This is a genomic window from Amycolatopsis rubida (assembly GCF_900115345.1).
In the GTDB taxonomy this organism is placed as follows: Bacteria; Actinomycetota; Actinomycetes; order Mycobacteriales; family Pseudonocardiaceae; genus Amycolatopsis; species Amycolatopsis rubida.
The window spans coordinates 860,208-880,778 of record NZ_FOWC01000002.1 but is presented as its reverse complement, the minus strand read 5'-3'; the positions used below and the strand labels follow the sequence as shown (position 1 = coordinate 880,778).

The 20,571-nt window shown below is 69.3% G+C and carries 25 protein-coding genes; 14 read left to right on the top strand and 11 right to left on the bottom strand.

Annotated elements, in window-relative coordinates; genetic code table 11:
- Window positions 1–364 precede the first annotated feature (364 nt).
- On the top strand, window positions 365–748 hold the full coding sequence (locus BM362_RS13090; RefSeq protein ID WP_067576037.1) for an HAD-IA family hydrolase: 384 nt from the start codon (window positions 365–367) through the stop codon (window positions 746–748).
- On the opposite strand, the gene BM362_RS13085 is transcribed toward BM362_RS13090, so the two are convergent.
- Window positions 741–1,505 carry a TrmH family RNA methyltransferase gene (locus tag BM362_RS13085; protein ID WP_067576039.1) on the bottom strand — a complete coding sequence of 255 codons (765 nt, stop codon included), beginning with the start codon at window positions 1,503–1,505 and terminating at the stop codon, window positions 741–743. The two genes, BM362_RS13090 and BM362_RS13085, sit on opposite strands and share 8 nt — an antisense overlap.
- A gap of 34 nt (window positions 1,506–1,539) precedes the next feature.
- On the opposite strand from BM362_RS13085, the gene BM362_RS13080 reads away from it, so the two are divergent.
- Together BM362_RS13080 and BM362_RS13075 are read left to right on the top strand one after the other, a co-directional pair.
- Entirely contained in the window at window positions 1,540–2,937 is a 1,398-nt protein-coding gene (locus tag BM362_RS13080; RefSeq protein WP_067576042.1) for a WS/DGAT/MGAT family O-acyltransferase, read from the top strand.
- Window positions 2,934–3,425 (top strand): DUF6912 family protein, encoded by a 492-nt coding sequence (locus BM362_RS13075; protein WP_093573261.1) that lies wholly within the window; start codon window positions 2,934–2,936, stop codon window positions 3,423–3,425. Before BM362_RS13080 ends, BM362_RS13075 begins: the two co-directional genes overlap by 4 nt.
- Window positions 3,426–3,776: 351 nt before the next feature.
- Here the strand turns inward: BM362_RS13075 and BM362_RS13070 are convergent, their stop codons facing one another.
- From BM362_RS13070 to rsgA, 4 genes are all read right to left on the bottom strand, one after another.
- Window positions 3,777–4,574, bottom strand: a complete 798-nt coding sequence (locus BM362_RS13070; protein WP_093573260.1) for an SCO4651 family lipoprotein — start codon at window positions 4,572–4,574, stop codon at window positions 3,777–3,779.
- Between the two features lie 150 nt (window positions 4,575–4,724).
- A complete protein-coding gene (locus tag BM362_RS13065) occupies window positions 4,725–5,633 on the bottom strand; it encodes an SCO4651 family lipoprotein (protein ID WP_067576046.1) in 909 nt (302 codons plus the stop codon).
- A 178-nt stretch (window positions 5,634–5,811) separates the two neighbouring features.
- The gene (locus BM362_RS13060; protein WP_093573258.1) at window positions 5,812–6,612 is read right to left on the bottom strand and encodes an SCO4651 family lipoprotein; all 801 of its coding nucleotides are present in this window, start codon (window positions 6,610–6,612) and stop codon (window positions 5,812–5,814) included.
- Window positions 6,613–6,684: 72 nt separating this feature from the next.
- Window positions 6,685–7,755: a ribosome small subunit-dependent GTPase A gene (rsgA, locus tag BM362_RS13055; protein ID WP_369805801.1), complete on the bottom strand. Its 1,071-nt coding sequence runs from the start codon at window positions 7,753–7,755 to the stop codon at window positions 6,685–6,687.
- Between the two features lie 64 nt (window positions 7,756–7,819).
- Here rsgA and BM362_RS13050 point away from each other — a divergent pair, with 64 nt between their 5' ends.
- From BM362_RS13050 to BM362_RS13040, 3 genes are all read left to right on the top strand, one after another.
- The gene (locus tag BM362_RS13050; RefSeq protein WP_093573257.1) at window positions 7,820–8,575 is read left to right on the top strand and encodes an SOS response-associated peptidase; all 756 of its coding nucleotides are present in this window, start codon (window positions 7,820–7,822) and stop codon (window positions 8,573–8,575) included.
- A complete protein-coding gene (locus BM362_RS13045; protein ID WP_067576052.1) occupies window positions 8,572–9,180 on the top strand; it encodes an alpha/beta hydrolase family protein in 609 nt (202 codons plus the stop codon). Before BM362_RS13050 ends, BM362_RS13045 begins: the two co-directional genes overlap by 4 nt.
- A 528-nt stretch (window positions 9,181–9,708) precedes the next feature.
- Entirely contained in the window at window positions 9,709–10,446 is a 738-nt protein-coding gene (locus BM362_RS13040) for a class I SAM-dependent methyltransferase (RefSeq protein WP_067576054.1), read from the top strand.
- Here BM362_RS13040 and ybaK read toward each other — a convergent pair.
- On the bottom strand, window positions 10,443–10,922 hold the full coding sequence (gene ybaK, locus BM362_RS13035) for a Cys-tRNA(Pro) deacylase (RefSeq protein ID WP_037816530.1): 480 nt from the start codon (window positions 10,920–10,922) through the stop codon (window positions 10,443–10,445). The two genes, BM362_RS13040 and ybaK, sit on opposite strands and share 4 nt — an antisense overlap.
- A 189-nt stretch (window positions 10,923–11,111) precedes the next feature.
- Here ybaK and BM362_RS13030 point away from each other — a divergent pair, with 189 nt between their 5' ends.
- Complete coding sequence (locus BM362_RS13030; RefSeq protein ID WP_037355674.1) at window positions 11,112–11,738, top strand: sigma-70 family RNA polymerase sigma factor; 627 nt, start codon at window positions 11,112–11,114, stop codon at window positions 11,736–11,738.
- Window positions 11,735–12,058 carry a mycothiol system anti-sigma-R factor gene (gene rsrA, locus BM362_RS13025; protein ID WP_067576056.1) on the top strand — a complete coding sequence of 108 codons (324 nt, stop codon included), beginning with the start codon at window positions 11,735–11,737 and terminating at the stop codon, window positions 12,056–12,058. Before BM362_RS13030 ends, rsrA begins: the two co-directional genes overlap by 4 nt.
- A 67-nt stretch (window positions 12,059–12,125) precedes the next feature.
- Here rsrA and BM362_RS50505 read toward each other — a convergent pair whose 3' ends face one another.
- Complete coding sequence (locus BM362_RS50505) at window positions 12,126–12,200, bottom strand: 50S ribosomal protein bL37 (RefSeq protein WP_098515123.1); 75 nt, start codon at window positions 12,198–12,200, stop codon at window positions 12,126–12,128.
- Window positions 12,201–12,393: 193 nt separating this feature from the next.
- Between BM362_RS50505 and BM362_RS13020 the strand changes: the two genes are divergently transcribed.
- From BM362_RS13020 to BM362_RS48185, 3 genes are all read left to right on the top strand, one after another.
- Window positions 12,394–13,914, top strand: coding sequence for a sensor histidine kinase (locus BM362_RS13020; RefSeq protein WP_067576058.1), 1,521 nt, complete (start codon window positions 12,394–12,396; stop codon window positions 13,912–13,914).
- 229 nt (window positions 13,915–14,143) lie between these two features.
- Window positions 14,144–14,290 carry a hypothetical protein gene (locus BM362_RS48190; protein ID WP_208865176.1) on the top strand — a complete coding sequence of 49 codons (147 nt, stop codon included), beginning with the start codon at window positions 14,144–14,146 and terminating at the stop codon, window positions 14,288–14,290.
- A 75-nt stretch (window positions 14,291–14,365) separates the two neighbouring features.
- Window positions 14,366–14,533, top strand: coding sequence for a hypothetical protein (locus BM362_RS48185; protein WP_208865175.1), 168 nt, complete (start codon window positions 14,366–14,368; stop codon window positions 14,531–14,533).
- Window positions 14,534–14,887: 354 nt separating this feature from the next.
- Here BM362_RS48185 and BM362_RS13015 read toward each other — a convergent pair whose 3' ends face one another.
- Both BM362_RS13015 and BM362_RS13010 read right to left on the bottom strand, forming a co-directional pair.
- Entirely contained in the window at window positions 14,888–15,142 is a 255-nt protein-coding gene (locus tag BM362_RS13015; protein ID WP_009082948.1) for a WhiB family transcriptional regulator, read from the bottom strand.
- A gap of 271 nt (window positions 15,143–15,413) precedes the next feature.
- On the bottom strand, window positions 15,414–16,340 hold the full coding sequence (locus tag BM362_RS13010) for a diacylglycerol/lipid kinase family protein (protein ID WP_067576060.1): 927 nt from the start codon (window positions 16,338–16,340) through the stop codon (window positions 15,414–15,416).
- A gap of 345 nt (window positions 16,341–16,685) precedes the next feature.
- Here BM362_RS13010 and BM362_RS13005 point away from each other — a divergent pair, with 345 nt between their 5' ends.
- On the top strand, window positions 16,686–17,168 hold the full coding sequence (locus BM362_RS13005) for a hypothetical protein (protein WP_067576062.1): 483 nt from the start codon (window positions 16,686–16,688) through the stop codon (window positions 17,166–17,168).
- Between the two features lie 120 nt (window positions 17,169–17,288).
- Window positions 17,289–18,872, top strand: a complete 1,584-nt coding sequence (locus BM362_RS13000; RefSeq protein ID WP_093573256.1) for an alpha/beta hydrolase — start codon at window positions 17,289–17,291, stop codon at window positions 18,870–18,872.
- A gap of 49 nt (window positions 18,873–18,921) precedes the next feature.
- Here BM362_RS13000 and BM362_RS12995 read toward each other — a convergent pair whose 3' ends face one another.
- Both BM362_RS12995 and BM362_RS12990 read right to left on the bottom strand, forming a co-directional pair.
- Window positions 18,922–19,404, bottom strand: coding sequence for a GNAT family N-acetyltransferase (locus BM362_RS12995; protein ID WP_067576066.1), 483 nt, complete (start codon window positions 19,402–19,404; stop codon window positions 18,922–18,924).
- Between the two features lies 1 nt (window position 19,405).
- Window positions 19,406–19,996: an acid phosphatase gene (locus BM362_RS12990; protein WP_067576068.1), complete on the bottom strand. Its 591-nt coding sequence runs from the start codon at window positions 19,994–19,996 to the stop codon at window positions 19,406–19,408.
- Window positions 19,997–20,082: 86 nt separating this feature from the next.
- Between BM362_RS12990 and BM362_RS12985 the strand changes: the two genes are divergently transcribed.
- Complete coding sequence (locus BM362_RS12985) at window positions 20,083–20,559, top strand: hotdog fold domain-containing protein (RefSeq protein WP_067576070.1); 477 nt, start codon at window positions 20,083–20,085, stop codon at window positions 20,557–20,559.
- The last annotated feature ends 12 nt before the right edge of the window (window positions 20,560–20,571 follow it).

Sequence of the window (20,571 nt, the reverse complement as noted above, 5' to 3'; positions counted from 1 at the left end):
CTGCCTGGCCGATTCGGGTAGGGCGAGCGGACTGTGGACTGCGGGGTGAAGTTTTGACCTGCTCGCGGCAGGAGGCCCGCGACGAACCCGGTCAGTTCGCGTGCCACGTTGAGCGGCGTACCGGAGGTGATGACTTGAATCCCGCGCGGGACTGCTTCTCGGGAATCCGTCCTGTCCGAATTGCCGCAACGCACACCGCACTGTCCGCCGAGAAAGCCTCAATGGGGTTCTCTCAGCAGCGGGCGCAGCGTCGTGGCGCGCGAAGCTGTACCTGGTCGATGGGCGTGGTCCGGCCGGTCGCGGGAGCGAAACCCGGTGGCTCGTCTCGCCGCAGGGGCTCCGAACAAGCAGATAGGCTGGCGAAGTGCTGAAAGGTTTGCTCGTCGACTACGCCGGAGTGCTGACCGACCCGGACGCCGCGCTGCTCTACGAATACCTCCGCGACGCCCGCGCGAACGGTACCCGCACCGCACTGGTCTCGAACGCGCCTGGAGCCGCTCCTGGGGTGAAAACCGAGCTGGCGCAATACTTTGACGCGCTCGTCTTCTCCGGCGAGGTCGGCGTCGCCAAGCCGAACCGCGAGATCTACCTGGTCGCGGCGGAACGGATCGGGCTGGCCGCGCCCCGGTGTGTGTTCGTGGACGACGCCGAGCGCAACGTGCGCGGGGCGGTGGCTGCGGGCATGGTCGGCGTGCAGCACCGCACCATCGCCGAAACGCTGGACGAGCTGGCGGCGTTGTTCAGCTGACCCCGCGCCGCACCAGTTCGAACGACAGCACAGCAGCCGCGGCGGAGACGTTCAGTGATTCGACGTCGCCGGGCATCGGGATCGACAGCCACTCGGTGACCAGCTCGGCAACAGCCTCGCCGACGCCTTCGGTTTCCCCGCCCAGCACGAACGCCGAACGCTGCGGCAGCTCTGCGTCGAACACTGACCTCGACGCTGAGGCACCGAGCGCGAACAGGCTGTACCCGGCCTCCACCAGCATTTCCGCCGCCTCTCGCGCCGATCCACAGCGCAGCACCGGTGCCCGGAAGGCAACGCCTGCCGAGGATTTCACCACCATCGGATCCAGCGCGGCGACGCCCCGGCGCGGCACGATCACGCCCGACAGCCCGGCGGCCGTCGCGGTGCGCAGGATCATTCCGACGTTGGCCGGCGTGGTGATGCCGTCCAGGAGCAGCAGCCGGGCGGGCGGGCGGCGGTCGTCGAGGGCCGCGGCGAGGGCGCGCATTCGCGGCGCGACGACGTCGGCCAGTACGCCCTGGTCCTGTTTTCCGTTGCCGGCCAGCACTTTCACCCGGTGTGCGCTCGCTCGCTGCACCGGTACCCCGGCGGCTTTCGCGGCGCGCTGAATCTCCGCGGCGGCGGGACCGCGCGCGGTGTCGGCGAGGATCACCTTGTCCACGCGCAGGTCCGGATCGCCCAGCGCCTCCAGCACGGGCTTGCGCCCGTATACGGTCAGGAAGCGGTCTTTCGGCGAACCCGCCAGCTCATCACCCACACCGGTCAGTCTCGCATTGTGTAAGGATCGGCTCATGCCCGACCGCCTGTCCGCGCTGGACGCCTCGTTCCTGTACGTCGAGGACCAGACGACGCCGATGCACGTCGGGGGCGTGGCGATCTTCGAACGGCCGTCGTCCGGGTTCTCCTACGAGCAGGTGCTCGACCTCGTCGGCGCGCGGCTGGCGTTCCTGCCCCGCTACCGCCAGCGCGTGCTCGGCGTGCCGGGGCACCTCGCGCGCCCGGTGTGGGTGGACGACGTCGACTTCGACCTGAACTACCACGTCCGCCGTTCCGCGCTGCCCCAGCCGGGCAGCGACGACCAGCTGTTCGACCTGGTCGCGCGGCTGATGTCGCGGCGGCTCGCGCCGGAACGTCCGTTGTGGGAAGCGTATTTCGTCGAGGGGCTGGCGGGCGACCGGGTCGCGATGGTGACGAAAACGCACCAGTCCGTTGTGGACGGTGTCGGCACGATCGACCTCGGCCAGCTCATCCTCGACGAGACTGCCGAACCGCCCGAGCCGTTCGAGGACATGTGGGCGCCGCGGCGCGAGCCCAGCCGTGCGCAACTGGTGCTCGACGCGATGAGCGAGACCGTGCAACGCCCCGGCGAGCTGATCGAAAACGTGCGCGCGATCGCCGGTGATGCGGTGACCACGGTGAGCAAGGCTGTCGAGACGCTCGGTGGTGTCGCGGCGACCATCACGCGGCCCGCTCCGTCCGGGCCGTTGAACGTCCGGGTTTCCGGCGGCCGCGTGTTCTCGGTCGTGCGCACGCGGCTGGAGGATTTCCGCAAGATCCGCGCGGACCACGGCGGTACGGTCAACGACGTCATCCTGGCCGCGATCACCGGTGCGCTGCGGGAATGGCTGCTGTCACGCGGGGAGAACCTCACGCCGACCGAGACCGTGCGCGCGCTCGTGCCGCTGGCGGTCACCGACGCCGAAACCGCCGAGTTCGCCACGCCCGCGCTGGTCGGCAACCAGGTCGCGGCCTATCTGGTCGACCTGCCGGTCGGCGAGCCGAGCGCGGTGCTGCGGCTGCAGCACCTCGGTCACGCGATGGCCGAGCACCTGGATTCGGGAAGATCGGTGGCCGCGCGCGGGTTGCTGAAGGTGAGCGGGTTCGCGCCGGCGACGCTGCATTCGCTCGGCGCGCGGGCGGGCGGATCGCTGTCCGGGCGGATTTTCAACCTGATGATCACGAATTCGCCGGGGCCGCAGGTGCCGATGTACGCCGGAGAGGCGAGACTGGTGGAGATGTTCCCGGTGATGCCGCTGATGCGCACGCAGGCGCTGGCGATCGGGGTCACCTCCTACCACGGCGGTGTCTACTTCGGACTCAACGGCGACCGCAAGGCCGCGTTCGACGTCGGGCTGCTCGGCGGGATGATCGAAGAAGCACTGGAAGAGCTGAAGGGTGCGCATTGGTGAGGGTTTATCTGCCTGCGACGATCGCGATGCTGCGCGATCTGGAGGCCACTGGCGAGTTCCGCGCTCGCAGCGGCACCGGTTTCGCGCTGACGCCCGCCCTGCGCGAGGCGTATGCGAGCGGTTCCGACGAGGAACTGGAATACGCGGCTTTGCTGGAGGCGGCCCGTGCTTCGCTGCGCCTGATCGCCGCTGAGGAAAAGGCCGAACCGCGGCGAGCCGTGGTTTCGGTGGACGTCGACGACGCGACGCTGCGGCCGGATCTGGACGCGGCCGTCGTGCGCCTCGCCGGTCCGGTGCCGAAGTCCCAGATCGCGGCGATCCACGTGGACTCGACCGAGGCGGAGGACGCGGTGGCCGCCGCGGCAGCGGTGATCGACGCCGCCGACCTGGGCGACGAGGACGCCGAGTTCACCCTCGGCGACGCCGAGGACCACGAGCTGGCCTGGTACGCACTGCAGGAGCTGCCCTTCCTGCTCGAACTGCTCTAGCGGTCTGAGGGGGCACGCCTGGTGTGGGCGCGCGGGGTGTCGTGAGTGTTTATCGCGGTTCCAACCCTCTCCAGCACGTTCAACCGGACCGCCCCATCGAGACCTCCTCGGTAGCCGCTACACCCGGTCTCGCTACCGCGCTGCGCAGCACCGCCCGGACCGAGGGGCCCCTCACAGACGGGCGCACCAGCCAGACCGCACCCCCACGACCAGGGGACGACCTCGCCCCCCGCTACCGAGAAAACCTCAATGCCACCTCGGGTGCATGTGACGCACCCAAGGTGAGACGGTTGGGTCCGTAGGCAGCCGGAACACGGTGCGCCCTAACCGGCATAACCCACTCGCGAGACTTCAGCCGCCGGTGAGGGTGCCGATGTCGGCCGGGGCGGGAGCGTTGACCGTGACCGGGGAGTTCCAGTCCGTGTAGCGCGCCTTGACCGTGGCGACGCCGGTCTGTCCGGTGGCCTGCATGACCGGCGTCAGGTCCAGGACCAGCTGCATCGGCCGGTGCTGCGGATCGAGCCAGAGGTCGAACGGGACCGTCTTGCCGCGGTCGCCGAGCCGGGTCAGCGCTTCGGCGGGCAGGCCGCCAGGCAGTTCGGAGCCGAGTTTCGCCAGGTCGACGGTCAGGTGATAGTGCTCGGCCGGGGCGCCGTCGAGGGTGGTTTCCTCGCTGGAGGCCACCGTCCCGGCCGTGCGGACCTGCGTCAGGGTGCGCGCTGGGTCGTTCTGCTCGGCCAGTTGCGCCAGGCTGCCGCCTAGCACCTGCGAGAGCGGATCGGTGCCCTCGGGCGACACCTTCACCCACGCTTTGTGGTCGCTGACCTGGTCGCGCGCGCTTTCCGGGACCTTCGCGTACAGCGTCTTGTCCACCAGGCGCAGTTCGAGCGGCTCGCCGACGTAGTCCGTCGTCATCGACAGCGAGGTTCCGGAAGGGGCGAATTTCGCCTGGCCCTGCCCGTGGGACACGAGGGTGCCGGTGGTGACGTCAGCGGTGAACTTCGCGGTGTGCCCGGCCAAAGTCGCGGCCGACGCGGCGTCGGCGAGCGCGCGGGCGTCGGTGAAGCGCTGCGGTTCGGGAGCGCTGGAGCAACCCGCCGAGGCAATCGCCAGCAGCGCGGCGACACCCGTCACGGCCGTCCTGCGCATCCCAAAACCCTCTCTGACCGGCCGTAAGTGCCTCAAGCCAAGCACAACGGGCGGGTCCGCCCCGTTCGGGGGAACGCGTGCTACTGGCAGTAGCGCCTAAAAACGGGCCCCGAGCCGGAATGGCTCGGGGCCCGCGAAAAGCCGAAGGGATCAGTGCCCCAGCTTCTTCATGATCTCGCCGAAGTCGGTGACCTGGTCGGCGGCAGGCGCGGCCACGTCGACCGGCTTGCCCCAGTCGGTGTACTTGACGGTGATCTTGCCGCCCGCGGCAGCGGCGGCGCCCGAACCCGTCGACGCGCCGAGCGACTTCATCATCTCGGACTGGTCCATGGTGACCTGCAGCGGAAGCTGGTCCTTGTCGATCCAGATCTCGGCCGGGATCTTGATGTTCTTGCCCGCGAGCATCTTCTTCATCTGCTCCTGGACCTCGGCGGGCTGGCCCTTGGCGTAGGTCTCGATGGACTTGCTGACGTCCAGTTCGACCTTGTAGTGGTTGACCTTCTCGCCGTTCAGGTCGACCTGGTCGGCCCCGATGATCTGGCCGGTCTTGGAGACCTGGTCGAGGATCTGCGTCGGGTCGCTCTGCTGGGTCGACTGCGCCATCGCCTTGCTGAACGACTGCGACATCGGGTCGGTGGCGTCCGGCGAGATCTTCAGCCACGGCTTGTCGGTGCCGAACTGCTTGGCCTGCGCGGCCGGGACCTTCATGTAGAGGGTCTTGTCGACGTAGCGCATCTCGGTGGCGCCCTGCGGGGAGTCCATGGTCATCGTCATGGCGGAGTTCTCGCCGTCGAAGCGCATCGAACCCTCGGCCTTCATCGACTGGCCGCCCATGGACATGTCCATCGACATCTTCGCCGACTTGGCCTTCTCCGTACCCTGCTTGGCCGCGTCGGCCAGCTTGAGCGCGTCGCTGAACGGCGACGCCAGGCCGGACCCGCCGTCCTTGGACTGCCCGGCCGGGGCCGCGGTGCCGTTCTCGGCGCTCGAGCCGCAGCCGGTCAGCACCAGCGCCAGCGCCGCACCGGCGGCGACAGCGAACGTCGTGGTCTTGCGCATCGTTCTCCCCCTAGGAAGGAATCGGTCTTTCACCTGCGTTGTCGCCGGCCGGCCATGAGGCCGCGTCCTTGCGTTCCGGCGCGCGGGCCACTGGCGGGGTGACTCCGCGAGGTTGCTCCTGTGACGCTGTCCGGCGGGAAAAGGTTCCCTCCGCCGGAGAGGTTTCTTCCGGTTTATCTTATCCGCCCAGGTTGTCCACCAGTTCCGCAGCCGGAGCCGCGACCTCGACCGGAGTGCCCCAGCGGCGGTACTGCACGGTCAGCACGGAGCCGGTCACGTCGGGGTCGAACCGGGTCATGGGCCGTTCGTCCAGGGTGACCTTGACCGGCCGCTGATAGTCGTCGAGCCACAGGTCCAGCGGGATCCGGACCCCCTTTCCGGCCAGTCGCGACCGGATCCGGTACTGCGACTCGTCGGCGATGAATCCGATCAGATGGTTCGAGACCCGGTCGAAATCAAGCCGCGCGCGGTAGTGCGTGAGCTTGCGGCCGTCGAGTTGGACCTGCTCCGACCCGGTCAGTTCGCCGGCTTGGCCGAGCTGGTCGACGGTGCGCAGCGGGTCGGTCTGCTCGGCGGTTTGCTTCGCGAGCGTCCAGAACGCCCTGGAGTAGATGTCGGCGGCGAGCGGGAAGAACCGGATCCACCGGCGAGCGGAGCCGAGCTGGTCGGGCTGTGCGCTGGGCGGCTTGAAGAACAGCGTCTCGCCGGCCATGCGCATTTCGCTGCCGTTGGACAGGCGCAGGTCGACCGCGGTGTGCGGGCCGTTGTAGAGGAGGCCGACCTCGACTTCGGTCGCTTTCGTGCCGCTCTCTTCGGACATGACCAGCCGCACCGTGCCGGTCTTGCCGAGGCTCTGGCGGACGGCCGCGGCGAGCGATCCGGCATCGGTGAACGGCTTCGCCGCCGACGCCGCGGGCGCGCCGCATCCAGCCAGCGTGAGCGCGGCGCAAACGGCCGCGGCGCCACCACGGAGCCGCATGGATTTCCCCCTGGACTTGAATGCTGTCGCACTCCGTATCGGCGGCCGACGCCAGGGGTTACGCCATTCAGGTCACGATTCGGTGCGGATGTCCCCGCTGCCGCCCGAGCGCGACACCAGGAGCCTGCGCAGCGAAGCCAGCCGCTCCGCTCCGGCGTTTCCGTCGGCGACCACGTCGTCCAGCGCGCAGTCCGGGTCCTCGGGCGGGCCGAGGTGGCCGCAGTTCGGCGGGCATTCCTCGGCGGCCTCGGCGAACTCCTCGAAGGCGTTCACGATGTCGTCCGCGGTCACGTGCGCGAGCCCGAAGGACCGGACGCCGGGGGTGTCGACCACCCAGCCGCCGCCCGCCAGCGGCAGCGCCACCGCGGCGACCGAGGTGTGCCGTCCCTTGCCGACCGAGCTGACGTCGCCGGTCGCCAGTTCGGCGGCGGGCACCAGGCGGTTGACCAATGTCGACTTGCCGACTCCGGAGTGTCCGACGAGGGCGGTGGTCCGGCCGGCGAGGCGTTCGCGCAGGCCCTCGGGTTCCTCGTCGTGCCGGGTGACGATGGCCGGGACGTCGAGGCCCGCATAGCCGGCGAGCAGCGAATCCGGGCTGGCGAGGTCGGCTTTGGTCAGGCACAGCACGGGTTCCAGGCCGCCCGCGTAGCACGCGACGAGGCAGCGGTCGATGAATCCGGGGCGGGGAAGGGGATCGGCCAGCGAGGTGACGATCAGCAGTTGCGCGGCGTTGGCGACGACCACGCGTTCGTACGGGTCGGTGTCGTCGGCGGTGCGGCGCAGCACGCTGGTGCGCTCGTCGACGCGGACGATCCTGGCGAGCGTGTCCGGCCGTCCGGACACGTCGCCGACCAGCGCGACCAGGTCTCCGACGACCACCGACACGCGGCCCATTTCGCGGGCTCGCATGGCCATCACGACGTGCCCCGGATCGGCGTCGACCGCGCACGTCCAGCGGCCGCGGTCCTTGCCGATCACCATCGCGGTGACCGCGTCGGCGTGCTCGGGCCTGCGCTTGCTGCGTGGCCTGGTGCCCTTGCCGGGACGCACCCGCACGTCGGATTCGTCCAGCCGCCTCCAGTCGCCTCGCCCCAAGCCGCCCACGTCCTCCCGGTCGCCCTTTGCCTGGTCGAATGATCCCATGCCAGTCGCGCCGGGCCCGGTTTGCGTGCGACGATGGCACCCGAGGCACCCCGAGGAGGTTGGCATGTGCGGCCGTTACGCCGCGACGAAAGACCCGGCGAAGCTGGTCGAGGAGTTCGCCGCGGTCGACCTGACCGAGGGCCGGGCGCGAGCGGACCACAACGTCGCGCCGACCAAGAACGTGGTGACCGTGGTGCAGCGGCATCCCCGCGACGCCGAGGGGCTCGTCCTGGAAGACGAACCGGCGGAGCGCTCGCTGCGGATCATGCGGTGGGGCCTGGTTCCGTTCTGGGCCAAGGATCCTTCGGCGGGTTCGCGGATGATCAACACCCGTGCGGAAACCGCGAAGGAGAAGCCCGCGTTCAAGCGCGCGCTGGCGTCGCGGCGCTGCCTCGTTCCCGCCGACGGCTGGTTCGAGTGGCGGCGCACCGGCAAGGAGAAGGAGCCGTTCTACATGACGGATCCCTCCGGAAAATCGCTCGCCTTAGGCGGAATCTGGGAAAGCTGGCGGCCGAAGGACGACGCCGGCGCCGAACCGCTGATCACCTTCTCGATCCTGACGACGGACGCCGAGGGGCAGCTCACCGACGTCCACCACCGGATGCCGCTGATCGTGCCGCACGAGCACTGGGCGGGCTGGCTCGACCCGGACCGCTCCGAAGTGGACGAACTGATGGTGCCGACCTCGCCCGAGGTCGTGGAAGCGCTGGAGCTGCGGCCGGTGTCGAGCCTGGTGAACAACGTCCGCAACAACGGCCCGGAACTGCTGCGGCGCACGGAAACCGAGCAACCCGTCGACTCGCTGTTCGACCTGCCATGACCACGCTTGAGATCGACACCGAACACGGGCTCGCGCGAGTCGAACTGCATTGCGCGCCCGACGGCGACGCGGTGCTGCTGCTCGGCCACGGCGCGGGCGGCGGCATCGGGGCGAAGGACCTCGTCGCGGTAGCCCAGGCGGCGAAGGCGGCCGGGACGCATGTGGCGCTGGTGGAACAGCCGTACCGGGTGGCCGGCCGCCGGGCTCCGGCCCCGGCCAAGCAGCTGGACACGGCGTGGCTGACGGTGGCGGACGAGATCTCCGCCCGGTTCGACGATTTGCCGCTGGTGTTCGGCGGTCGTTCTTCCGGAGCCAGGGTCGCCTGCCGGACAGCTTCGGCCGGGCAGGCGGTCGCGGTGCTCTGCCTGGCTTTTCCGGAACATCCGCCGGGGAAGCCGGAGAAGTCGCGGCAAGCCGAGTTGGACGCGGTCGAGGTCCCCGCACTGGTGATCCAGGGTGAGCGGGACCCGTTCGGGCGGCCTTCGGCGGCTCCGCATCATGAGGTCGTCATGGTGGCGGGGGACCACACGCTGGCCGGCGATTTGGACGCGGTGGCGCGGGCTGCCGCGGAGTGGCTGGGGCGGGTTGTCCGGCCGCATCTGTGATGGCCTCGGTTTGGCCGCGGTGGAGGTGCGTGAGGGGAAATCTGATTCCCTCAGGGTTCCCCTCACGCACCTCTGAGCCGACGCGAACTGGCCAGTGCGGACCGCGGCTGTCTCGATGTGCCTGCCGCATTGTCTGGCGCGTTTTCCGACTGTGCCGTCGCGGCGGCCTGTGGATAATCGTCTGCGAAGAATCCGCAGGCCAGCACCTGTTCGGTCGAGTTATCCACAACCTGGTGAGCCTGTGGGCAACTCAAGGAGAGCCCGGTCCTGCGCGGGTGCTGGCGGATAGACTGGGCAAGGGCAGCCCCCGTTATCGTTTTCGCAGTTTCTGATCAAGGAGCTGTGGTCGCCAGGCCCGGCATGTCTTTGTCCCCACCGCGGCTTGACGGCCACATAAGGACACCCCCGTGGCGGGCGGGGGTGCGCGCCGTCTTCTTCGGTCCGCGGCCGCGGCTGCGGCTGCAAGCGGCGGCAGCGGCTGCGGCTGCAAGCGGCGGGCAATGGGTAAACCCGTGCCAGGGTGGATCCATGGCTGCCAACGCTTCCGAAGAGACCCTCGCCAACGACTACGACACTTTCGGCGAGGCCTACGCGATCGAAACCGAGCACAGTCTCATCAACGCCTATTACACCCGCCCCGCGATTCTGGACCTCGTTGGCGACGTGGCAGGCCGGAAGATCCTCGACGCGGGCTGCGGAGCCGGACCGCTTTCCGCCTCGCTGAGGGATCGCGGCGCGCGGGTGAGCGGCTTCGATTTCAGTGCCACCATGGTCGAGCTGGCCCGGAAAAGACTCGGCGAGGACGCGGACCTCCGGGTCGCCGACATCAGCCAGCCGCTGCCCTACGCCGACCAGCAGTTCGACGACGTCGTCGCGGCATTGGTGCTGCACTACCTGGAGGACTGGACCGCCCCGCTGGCCGAGCTGCGGCGGATCATCCGGCCCGGCGGGCGGCTGATCCTGGCCGTCAACCACCCGCTCCTCTACAAATTCGTCCACCCCGAGGGCAACTACTTCGCCGTCGAACGGTGGTCCGAGGAATACACCTTCAACGGGCAACAGGGCGTGCTCGCGTACTGGCACCGGCCGCTGCACGCGATGACCGACGACTTCACCCGGGCCGGTTTCCGCGTGTCGGTGATCAGCGAGCCGTACCCGGCGGCGGGCGCCCAGGAGAAGTTCCCCGAGGAGATGCAGGGCAAGGAAGCTTTCCTCTGCTTCCTGTTCTTCGTCCTCGAAGTACCCGAGGCGCCCGAAGCCGCTTAACCCGCCGCGATCCCGGCCACGACCGCGCCGGTCAGCCGGACCAGTTCGGCCGGGTCCAGTTCCACCTCTAGCCCGCGCCGGCCGCCGGAGCAGAACATCGTGGGGTGGTCCAGTGCCGAGCCGTCCAGGACCACGGGCAGGCGGCTCCGGTGGCCGAGCGGCGAGATCCCGCCGAGGACGTATCCGGTGGCCCGCTGGGCCGCGGCCGGGTCGGCCATTTTCGCCTTTTTGCCCCCGGCCGCCGCGGCGAGCGCCTTCAGGTCCAGCTGGCCGGTGACCGGCACCACGCCGACGACCAGTTTCCCGTCCACGTCCGCGACCAGCGTTTTGAACACCCGGCCGGGCTCCAGGCCCAGCGCTTCCACCGCCTCCAGGCCGAACGACTCCGCCCGGGGGTCGTGGTCGTAGGTGTGCACGGTGTGCGCCACCTTCTGCTTCTGCAGCAGCGCCGTCGCCGGAGTGCCCTTGCCCGCCATGCCGGGGAGTCTACGAAACAGCTCGGGAATGCCTGGTCGGCACTCTCTGTTGAAGACAGCGTGACCACCACGCTCGCCACCCCCCGCCCCGCAAGGAGCCGTCCCGGGACCGGCTTTCCGAATCCCCGCGTAAACTCGGTACTGCCGTATGCGCAAACGCGCATCGACGCCGAACGGGAAGGGAACGGTTTGCCGAGCACCCCCAACTCCGCGCCGGAGACGGCGGCCGACGAACTGGAGCTCGCGGAGCGCTTCGAGCGCGACGCGATGCCCCTGCTCGACCAGCTATACGCGGCCGCGATGCGGATGACCCGCAACCCCTCCGACGCCGAGGACCTGGTCCAGGAGACCTACCTGAAGGCGTACGCGGCGTTCGCGTCCTTCAAGGCGGGCACGAACCTCAAGGCGTGGATGTACCGCATCCTCACCAACACCTACATCAACGGCTACCGCAAGCGTCAGCGGCAGCCGGTGCAGCAGCCGACCGACGAGATCAGCGACTGGCAGATCGCCCGGGCGGAAAGCCACACCTCGAGCGGCCTTCGCTCGGCAGAGGTCGAGGCGATGGACAATCTCCCGGACACCGACGTCAAGGCCGCTTTGCAGAAGCTGCCTGAGGAGTTCCGGCTCGCGGTTTACCTCGCCGACGTCGAGGGCTTCGCGTACAAGGAGATCGCCGAGATCATGGACACTCCGATCGGCACCGTGATGTCCAGGCTGCACCGCGGCCGCGCTCAGCTGCGCGACCTGCTGGCCGACGTCGCGCGCGAGCGCGGCTTCATCCGGGGGAACCGCGAGGAGGTGGCGAAACGATGAGCTCGGAAGACGTGCCCGCGGAGAAGATGCCCTGCGAGGACGCGCTCGCGGAGATCTACCTGCTGCTGGACCGCGAGTGCAGTCCGGAGCGGGACGCGGAACTGCGCAGGCACATCGAGGACTGCCCGCCGTGCCTTGAGGAATACGGCATCGACGAGCAGATCAAGCACCTGCTTGCCCGCAAGTGCGGCGGCGACCTCGCCCCGGCGGAGCTGAAGAGCAGGCTGCGCGCCTCCATCCGGCAGACCGTCGCCACCCAGGGCGGCGTCACCGTGGAGCGCACCGAGATCACCGTGGAGCAGCGCACCACCAGCGACTGAGCACCACACACGACAACGGCCCCCGTACCGATCCGGTGCGGGGGCCGTGTCACGTCCGGGCGCGGACTCAGGCGTTGGGCTTCTTGCCGTGGTTGGCGCCGTTCTTCTTGCGGTCGCGACGCTTGCGGGCGCGCTTCGACATGTTCTCTCCTCGGGTGTCCGCTGCATGTCCCGGGGCGGGGTTCGACACACCGACCGGGAACGGGTCAACCGTTCCAGTGTGTCATGCGGCCCCCGCGCTCCTCGGCGGCACCCGCGCCTACGCTCTGGTTGGATGAACTCAGGAGGTGCGCAGGCATGAACGAACACACCGCATTCGAGGACGGCCGGTAGCCGTGTCGACCCTTTCCGACCTGCTCGCCGAGAACACCGGCCTCCCCGGCGAAGCGGCCGACCATCTGCAGACCGTCGTCGCGGAGTGGCAGCTGCTGGCCGACCTTTCGTTCGCCGACTTCCTGCTCTGGGTTCCGGTTTCCGCCGAACACCAGCCCGACGGCGGCGATTTCGTGTGCGTCGCGCACGCCCGGCCGACCACCGCGCCCACCGCGCATCCCGAGGACGTCGTCGGCACCCGGTTCACCGTGGACGAGCACCCGCAGCTGGCCAAGGCCATGCGCGAGGTCAAGATCTGCCGCGAGGAAGACCCGCACTGGTACCGCGACCTGCCGATGCGCCGCGAAGCGGTGCCGGTGAGCTTCGCCGGCGAGGTGGTCGCCGTGCTGAGCCGCGAGACCAACCTCGCCGCGCCGCGCGTGCCGAGCCCGCTGGAGATCGCGTACCTCGGCAGCGCGGGCGACCTGTGCCAGATGATCGTGGACGGCACCTTCCCACCGGCCGGGGGCAACCAGACCGACACGCACACCAGCCCGCGCGTCGGCGACGGTCTCGTCCGGCTCGACCAAGCAGGCACCGTCGTGTTCGCCAGCCCCAACGGCCTGTCCGCCTACCATCGGATGGGCCACGAATCCGACCTCGTCGGGCAGCGGCTGGCCCCGCTCACCCGGTCGCTGATCCGCGACCCGTTCGACGCCACCGAGGTGTCGCACCGGATCATCGAGGCCCTCGACGGCAAGCCGTCCACCCGCACCGAGGCCGACTCGAAGCGGGGCGCGGTCGTGCTGTTCCGGGCGCTGCCGCTGCGCCCGGCCGGACAGCCCGCGGGCGCGTTGGTGCTGGTCCGTGACGTCACCGAGGTCAAGCGCCGCGACCGTGCGCTGATGTCGAAGGACGCCACGATCCGCGAGATCCATCACCGCGTGAAGAACAATCTGCAGACCGTCGCCGCGTTGCTGCGGCTGCAGTCGCGGCGCACCACGAGCGAGGAGGCCCGGCTGGCGCTGGGCGAATCGGTGCGGCGGGTGTCGTCGATCGCGATGGTGCACGAGGCGCTGTCGATCTCCGTCGACGAGCGCGTGGACCTGGACAAACTGCTCGACAACGTGCTCCCGATGGTCGGCGAGGTCGCCACCGCGGAATCGCAGGTCGGGCTCACCCGCAAGGGCTCGTTCGGCGTGGTCGTGGCCGAGATCGCGACGCCGCTGGTGATGGTGCTGGCCGAACTCGTGCAGAACGCGATCGAGCACGCGTTCCCGCAGGGGCGGCCGGGCAAGGTCGAGCTGATCGTGGAGCGGTCGGCGCGCTGGCTGGACATCCTGATCCGCGACAACGGCCGGGGCCTGCCGTCCGGGTTCTCGCTGGAGCGCAGCGACGGGCTCGGGCTGCAGATCGTGCGGACGCTGGTGGAATCGGAGCTGCGCGGGTCGCTTTCGCTGCGCCAGGTCCGGACCGACGAGGCGGGCAACCGGGTGCCAGGCACCGAAGCGGCGCTGCGGATCCCGTTGTCCCGGCGGCTCTAGGAAATCCGGCGACAGCCTGCCCTCAAGCGGCGGCCGATCTGCTCAACGCCATCGAAACGGCCGACGTCATCGGCGCAAACTACACCGCCGATGCAGCTCTTCAAGGCCTGATCGCCGCGTTCGACGGCGCCGGACAAGCGCCATCGACATCCACCAGGCCGAGCACATCGCCGGGGCGAAAGAACTCTTTGTCGCACAAGGATTTTCGCCCGCCCGCTACTTCCAGCGCATGGAACATCCATTCGGGACGTCCGGCGAGGAGTCCATCCCGGACGGATTCCAGGTCGAACAGTGGACCCAGGACCTCGACGAGGAGTTCCGGCTCGTGCGCAACGAGTCCTTTCCGGACCGCTGGGGCGCGACCCCGGACGCGTGACAGAACAAGTTCGTCAACCACACCCTTCAGCCGGAGAACAGTTTTCTGCTGCGGGACAAGACCACCGGTGCTCCGGTGAGTCTCGTGCTGACCCTGTCCTGGGTGGCCGACACCGAGGCGACCGGCATTCGCGACGCGCACATCGGCACCATTCCCGGCTACCGGAACCGCGGACTTGCCAGCGCGGGCATCGCTGCGGGCCGCCGCCGCGCACGGGTACGACCAAGCCAGCCTCACCGTTGATGCGGCGAGCGCTGCTGGGGCTTCCGGAGTTTCGAGCGCGCCGGGTTCGCGGCGAAGACGCGGTACGTGCGCTGGGCACGAGAGGCTGAGGCGGCCGCCTCGGACCCCAGACGCGTTGAAGGGCCGGTACCAGTGAAGCTCGGCGGTACCGGCCCGTTCAACGTTCCGCGGGAGGACTGGGATAGTCCTTGGCGAGGCGGCACCCGGATGCGGGGTGGCCGACCTCGGTTGTTACGCTTGAACCGGGTATTTGTCGCCATGTGCGGCACGGGCACGCGAATGCCCGCCGGGCGAAAGTCCGGTCCGAAGTGGTGGTGCTTGCGATTCTGGGTGCTGCAGCTGAGTCGAAAAGACTCAGGCGGTGGTACGCGTGCCGATGTGCGTACGGCGGCGCTTGAGCGCGCGTCGCTCGTCTTCGCTCATTCCGCCCCAGACGCCTGCGTCCTGGCCGCTGGCCAGAGCCCAGGCCAGGCAGTCAGACGCTGCGGGGCAGCGGTGGCACACGGCCTTCGCCTCGGAGACCTGCAACAGAGCCGGACCGCTGGTTCCCACCGGGAAGAACAGCTCGGGGTCCTCGTCTCGGCAGGCCGCGTCGTGGCGCCAGTCCATGTTCGTGAGCTCCTTCACAGTGACGCGGGAGGGCCGCGCCACAGTAGTGGCGGTCGTGTTTTTGGGTGCTTGTGAATGCTTTCACGAAGCACCGCGTTCGACAAGGGTTTCGACAAGATCGGTGAGTCAGCTCACCCGGCCGAGCTATGCCTCTGACCTGCGGTTTCGTTCTGAAAAGCTCCGCTCGCCGGAAGGCCGGTGCGGTGAACGGAGGGTTTGCGTCGCCGAGCGGCAGAACGCACTTTGCCGCAGGCGATCAGCGTTCACTTCGTCATCCGACTACGGTGAGTGCGTCCGGGACGCTCTGAAACTCGACTCGGGTGCGTTGCCCGACCAGGTCCCCGTCGACCTGGAAGTTGACCGGTTCAGCTGCGTCGATGCGGATCAGCGGCACATCGTCGCGGCGGAGCAGCCGGCGGCCGCGCTGATCGCTCTCCGTGAGCAGAGCTTGCCGTACATGCGTGAACACGGTGGGCAATCGCAGACCGTTCAACGCGAACAGGCCCAATCCGGTCTCGAACGAGCAGCCGGAGTTGAGATGGACCGGACGTTCCCCGAGGTAAGTCCACGGATCGGTGTTGGACACGAACGCGGTCACCGCCTCGGCCGGTTCCTCGCCCGGGATCCGGACGGTCAGCGCCGGGCGCCCGAGCGGCGGACGAAAGTAGGAGCGCACCGCGGCCCGCAGGTAAAGGCTCGCGCTGGTTTGCTTGCCGCGCCGTTTCGCGACGCGGCCGACGACGTCGGCGTCCCAGCCGAGGCCCGCGTTGAAGGTGAACCAGTGCCCGTCGGCCAGCCCGAGGCCGATCCGCCTGCTCCGTTCGGTTTCCAGCGCGGTGAGCAGTTGGTGGGTCGCCTCGACCGGATCGGCGGGAAGGCCGACCGCGCGGGCGAACACGTTGGCCGAGCCGCCCGGCACGACGCCGAGCATCGGCACCGACCCGGAGCGTCCGGGAGCGCCCGCGGAATCGGCGAGGAGGCCGTTGACGACCTCGTTGACCGTGCCGTCGCCGCCGTGCGCCACGACCAGGTCGAAACCGTCGCGGGCCGCCGAACGGGCCACCGCGAGCGCGTGCCCGCGGTAGTCGGTTTCGACGACGTCGAGCTTCACCTGGCTGGCCAGCGCGTGCGCCAGCACGTCCCGGCCACCCGCGGTGGTCGAGGTGGCCTGGGGGTTCACGACGAGGATGGCGCGCACTACCGCAGGGTAGGTGCTTTCCGCCCGGCGGACGTACCTTCAGCGCCACATGGTGACGCGAAGCTCAGCCGCTCGCGCACGCCGTCCCGGCTCGGTGACCTGTGGCGGGCGGTCCTCCTCTGCAGACGGCGAAAACTCCGCGCGTCGTGACAAGTGCACCCGGGCCGACCGCCCGCTCATCGACGACTACCCCGATTTTCTCCGCGGCCGCCGCCCCGGAAAACGGCCGACCGGGTGGCATACGATCAGTAGTGCTCACGCACGGTGACTCGCGCTGGTCGGGTGGCTGTGCCCCGGCGAAGCTCCCCGCAAAGTTCCCGCACAGCAGCTGAAAGGGCCGCGCCCGTGTCGCATCCCGAGAACCCGCCGCCCACCCCGTTCGAGGTCCGTCTCGCCGGCGTCCTGACCGGGCTGCCCGGCCTGGGCCTGCTGGTCTTCGGCGTGGTGCTGCTGGTGCACGGGCTGCGGAACCCGCCGATGCCCGGCAACAACGTGTGGGCCGAGTTCGGCACCTACGCGGTGCTGGCGCTGGTCTTCCTCGCCGCCTCGGTCGGACTGCTGCTCGGCCAGACGTGGGCGCGTTCGCCCGGCGTCGTCGTGGCGCTGCTGCTGATCGGGATCGGCTGGTACCTGCTCGGGCCGTCCGGGCAGCCGCTGTGGGGCGTGCCGATCGGGCTGTGCGGGCTGGCGGCGCTGGTGCTGCTGTTCCGTCGTCCGTCGCGGGCGTGGGCGCTCGGAATGCACGACGACGAGACCGAGGAAGAGGCGGCCGAGCGCGGCGGTCTCGCGGGACGGCGTGCCGAGCGGGAGCGGCGCGAACAAGACTGAGCGACAGTGACGTCACGTCATAGCGGACAGGTGACGCGACGGCACTGGCAGCGGCACCCCTCAGCCGATGGAATCGGGACTGCGCAACCGAATTCACCCGAATTCCGAAGAGGGGAACCCATGCGGAGACTGCGTATCGTCGTGACCAGCACGGCGGTGGTGTGCGGGCTGCTCGCCGGGGTACTGCCGGCCGCGGCGGGCAGCGCCACAATCCCGGCCCGCTACACCGGGCAGGCGCTGGACTGGCACGCCTGCGCGCCGGACGAGCTGGCCGACCTGCCACCGGGCACCGATATCTCGGGGCTCGAATGCTCCGCCTATCGCACGCCCCGGGACTGGGATCGTCCGGACGACGGGCAGTACCTGACCATCGCGATCAGCAGGCTCAAATCCACCGGAGCCACGACGGCGTCGGTGCTCACCAACCCGGGCGGTCCCGGCGGTCCTGGCCGCTGGTTCCCGGTCGAACTGCGCGGCCAGGGCAAACTGCGCGAGCACCAGGAGATCATCGGCATCGACACCCGCGGCACCGGCCGCAGCACCAATGTCACCTGCGGTGGCGCGGCCAGTACTGGCGCCGATCTCGACCCGCGCGACCGCGATCCGCGCAATCTGAACCAGATCGTCGACGCGGTCCGGTACGTCGCGACCGCCTGCCACCAGACCGCGGGCGAACTGGGGGAGCTGATCAGCACCTTCCAGAACGTCCGGGACCTGGACCTGCTGCGCACCCTGCTCGGCCGCGACCGGATCAACTGGATCGGATACTCGGCGGGCACCTGGCTCGGTGCGCACTACGCCCAGCAGTTCCCGCAGCACACCGGCCGGTTCGTGCTCGATTCCTCGACCCAGTTCACCGGTACCTGGCAGCAGTCGTTCGACTTCCAGCCGGCGGGCTACGAACGCCGCTGGCGCCAGGATTTCCTGCCCTGGCTGGCTCGCTACGACGCCAAGTACCATTTCGGCGCCCGCGGCGAGGCGGCCCGGCAAACCTACGAAAGCGTCCGGTACGCGCTGACCCGCGAGCCGGTCGAGGTGAACGGCACGAAGTTCGGCGCGGTCGCGCTGGACTCCTTCATCGTCGGCGCGCTCAAGGCCAAGAGCCAGTTCCCGACGATCGCCGCCGTGCTGGTCCAGGTCAAAACGCTGACCGACGCGCGGGCTTCGGCGCAGGCCAAGGGCGACGCTCGCGCGGCGCTCGGCAAGACGTTGTCGGGAGCGAAGAAAGCCGGTCCGATGGACCTTGCGGTTCAGTCCGGTGCTGATGACGCGATGGTGTCGACGTTGATCACGACCCTGTGCAACGACGGGCCGTGGACGGGCAGTCGGCAGTCGCTGATCCGCCGGTCGCAGGAGTATCTCGACCGGGGCGTGACCCTGCACAGTTCGCTGTGGATGGGGCTTCAGGTCTGCGCCTTCTGGCCGGGGCAGCCGCGGCCGATGCCGGTGCTGAACGGCAAAGGCGTGCCGCCGGTGGTGATCGTGCAGTCCGAGCACGATCCGGCCACGCCGATCGAGGGTGCGCGGAAGGCCCGTGCTGAGTTTCAGAACTCGCGGTTGCTGACTGTTGCCGGGGAAGGCGACCACGGGATCTACGGCATCGGCGGAAACAAGGCGGTGGACAAGGTGGTCGACGAGTATCTGGTCGACGGGGTGGTGCCGGCGGACCAGAGTCTGCGGGGGCTGCCGTTGCCGACGCCGTGAGGGACTCGTGAGTGCTGATCACGGTTCTGACCGTGATCAGCACTCACGACTACGCCTCCTTGGCCAACCCCCGCAACGCCTCGTCCGTCAGCCGATACACCGACCACTCGTCCTGCGGCCGTGCTCCCAGCGCCCGGTAGAACCCGACCGCCGGGTTCCAGTTCAGCACCGACCACTCCAGCCGGTGGTAGCCCTTGTCGACGCATTCCGCGGCCAGTGTCGCCAGCAGCACCTTGCCGAGGCCCGAACCGCGCTGTTCCTCGCGCACGTACAGGTCTTCCAGGTAGATCCCGTGCGTGCCGCGCCAGGTGGAGAAGTTCAAGAACCACAAGGTGAATCCGGCGATCTCGCCGTCCACCTCGGCCACGTGGCCGAACAACGCCGGGGCCTCGCCGAACAGCGCGCCGTGCAACTGCTCGGAGGTGAGATGGCATTCCTGCGGGGCGCGTTCGTATTCGGCCAGTGCGTAGACGAGTTCCACGACGGCGTCGACGTCTTCCGGCCGGATCCGCCGTACGCGGGGGTCGGTCACTTCATCCCTCCAACGCGGGCAGCAGGTTCAGGTGCTCGATCTGCGGTTCGCCGCGCTCGTCGCCGAGCACCGCGAGACCGGCCGGGTCCAGTCCGAAGTGGACACCCGAGGTGCCGGGAAGGCCGAGCCAGCGCGCGACGAGCACGCGGCTGAAGTGCCCGTGCCCGACCAGGACGACGTCGCCGTTCTCGATTTCGCGCCGGGCGCGGTCGAGTACCTTGTCCGCGCGGGCCTGCACGTCGTCGGCGCTTTCGCCGCCGGGGACGGGGTGGGTCCAGACTGTCCAGTCCGGAACCGTCTCGCGGATCGTCGGCGTGGTGACGCCTTCGTAGTCGCCGTAGTCCCATTCGGCGAGGTCGTCGGTGACCTCGTCCACGCGCAGGCCGGCGAGTTCCGCCGTGCGCAGCGCGCGGCCGCGAGGGCTGGAGAGCACCAGCCCGGGCCCGCCGAGCAGGGTCCGCAGGGTGCCGCCCGCCGCGCGCGCCTGGTCCTCGCCCGCCGGGGTCAGCGGGATGTCGGTGCGTCCGGTGTGCTTGCCGTTCGACGACCATTCGGTCTGGCCGTGCCGGAGAAGAAAGAGCCGATGTGCCACGCGGCCGAATATAGCCGGGGCGGGTTTGCCCGGCAGGTTCGTCGTGTGCTTCGCTACTGGAGAGTAACTTCACTTCGGGAGGACTGATGGGTACGCCGTCGACGTACGGGCTGTGGCGCAAGCTGGCCGCCAAACCGGGCGGCAAGCAGCTGTTTTCCGCCGCGATGTGCCTGCGTGTGCCCTACTTCGGCACCGTGCTGCCCACCATCCGGGAGATCCGTCCCGGCCACTGTTCGGTGACCGCGCCGAAGTGGTGGGGTGTCCACAACCACATCCGGACCTTCCACGCGATCGCCGCCTGCAACCTCGCCGAGATCGCGATGGGGATGCTGGCCGAGGCCACCGTCCCGGCCACGCACCGGTGGCTGCCCAAGGGGATGGAAGTGAGTTACGTCGCGAAAGCCGGAACGGGGCTGCGGGCGATCGCCGCATTGCCGGAACTTCCCGAGTTCGGTCCCGAGGGATTCGATCTTCCGGTTCCGGTGCGGATCGTCGACGCCCGCGGGACCGAGGTCGTCACCGCGACGATCACGGTGTGGGTCACGCCCCGGAAAGCCGCCTGACCGGCGAAACCT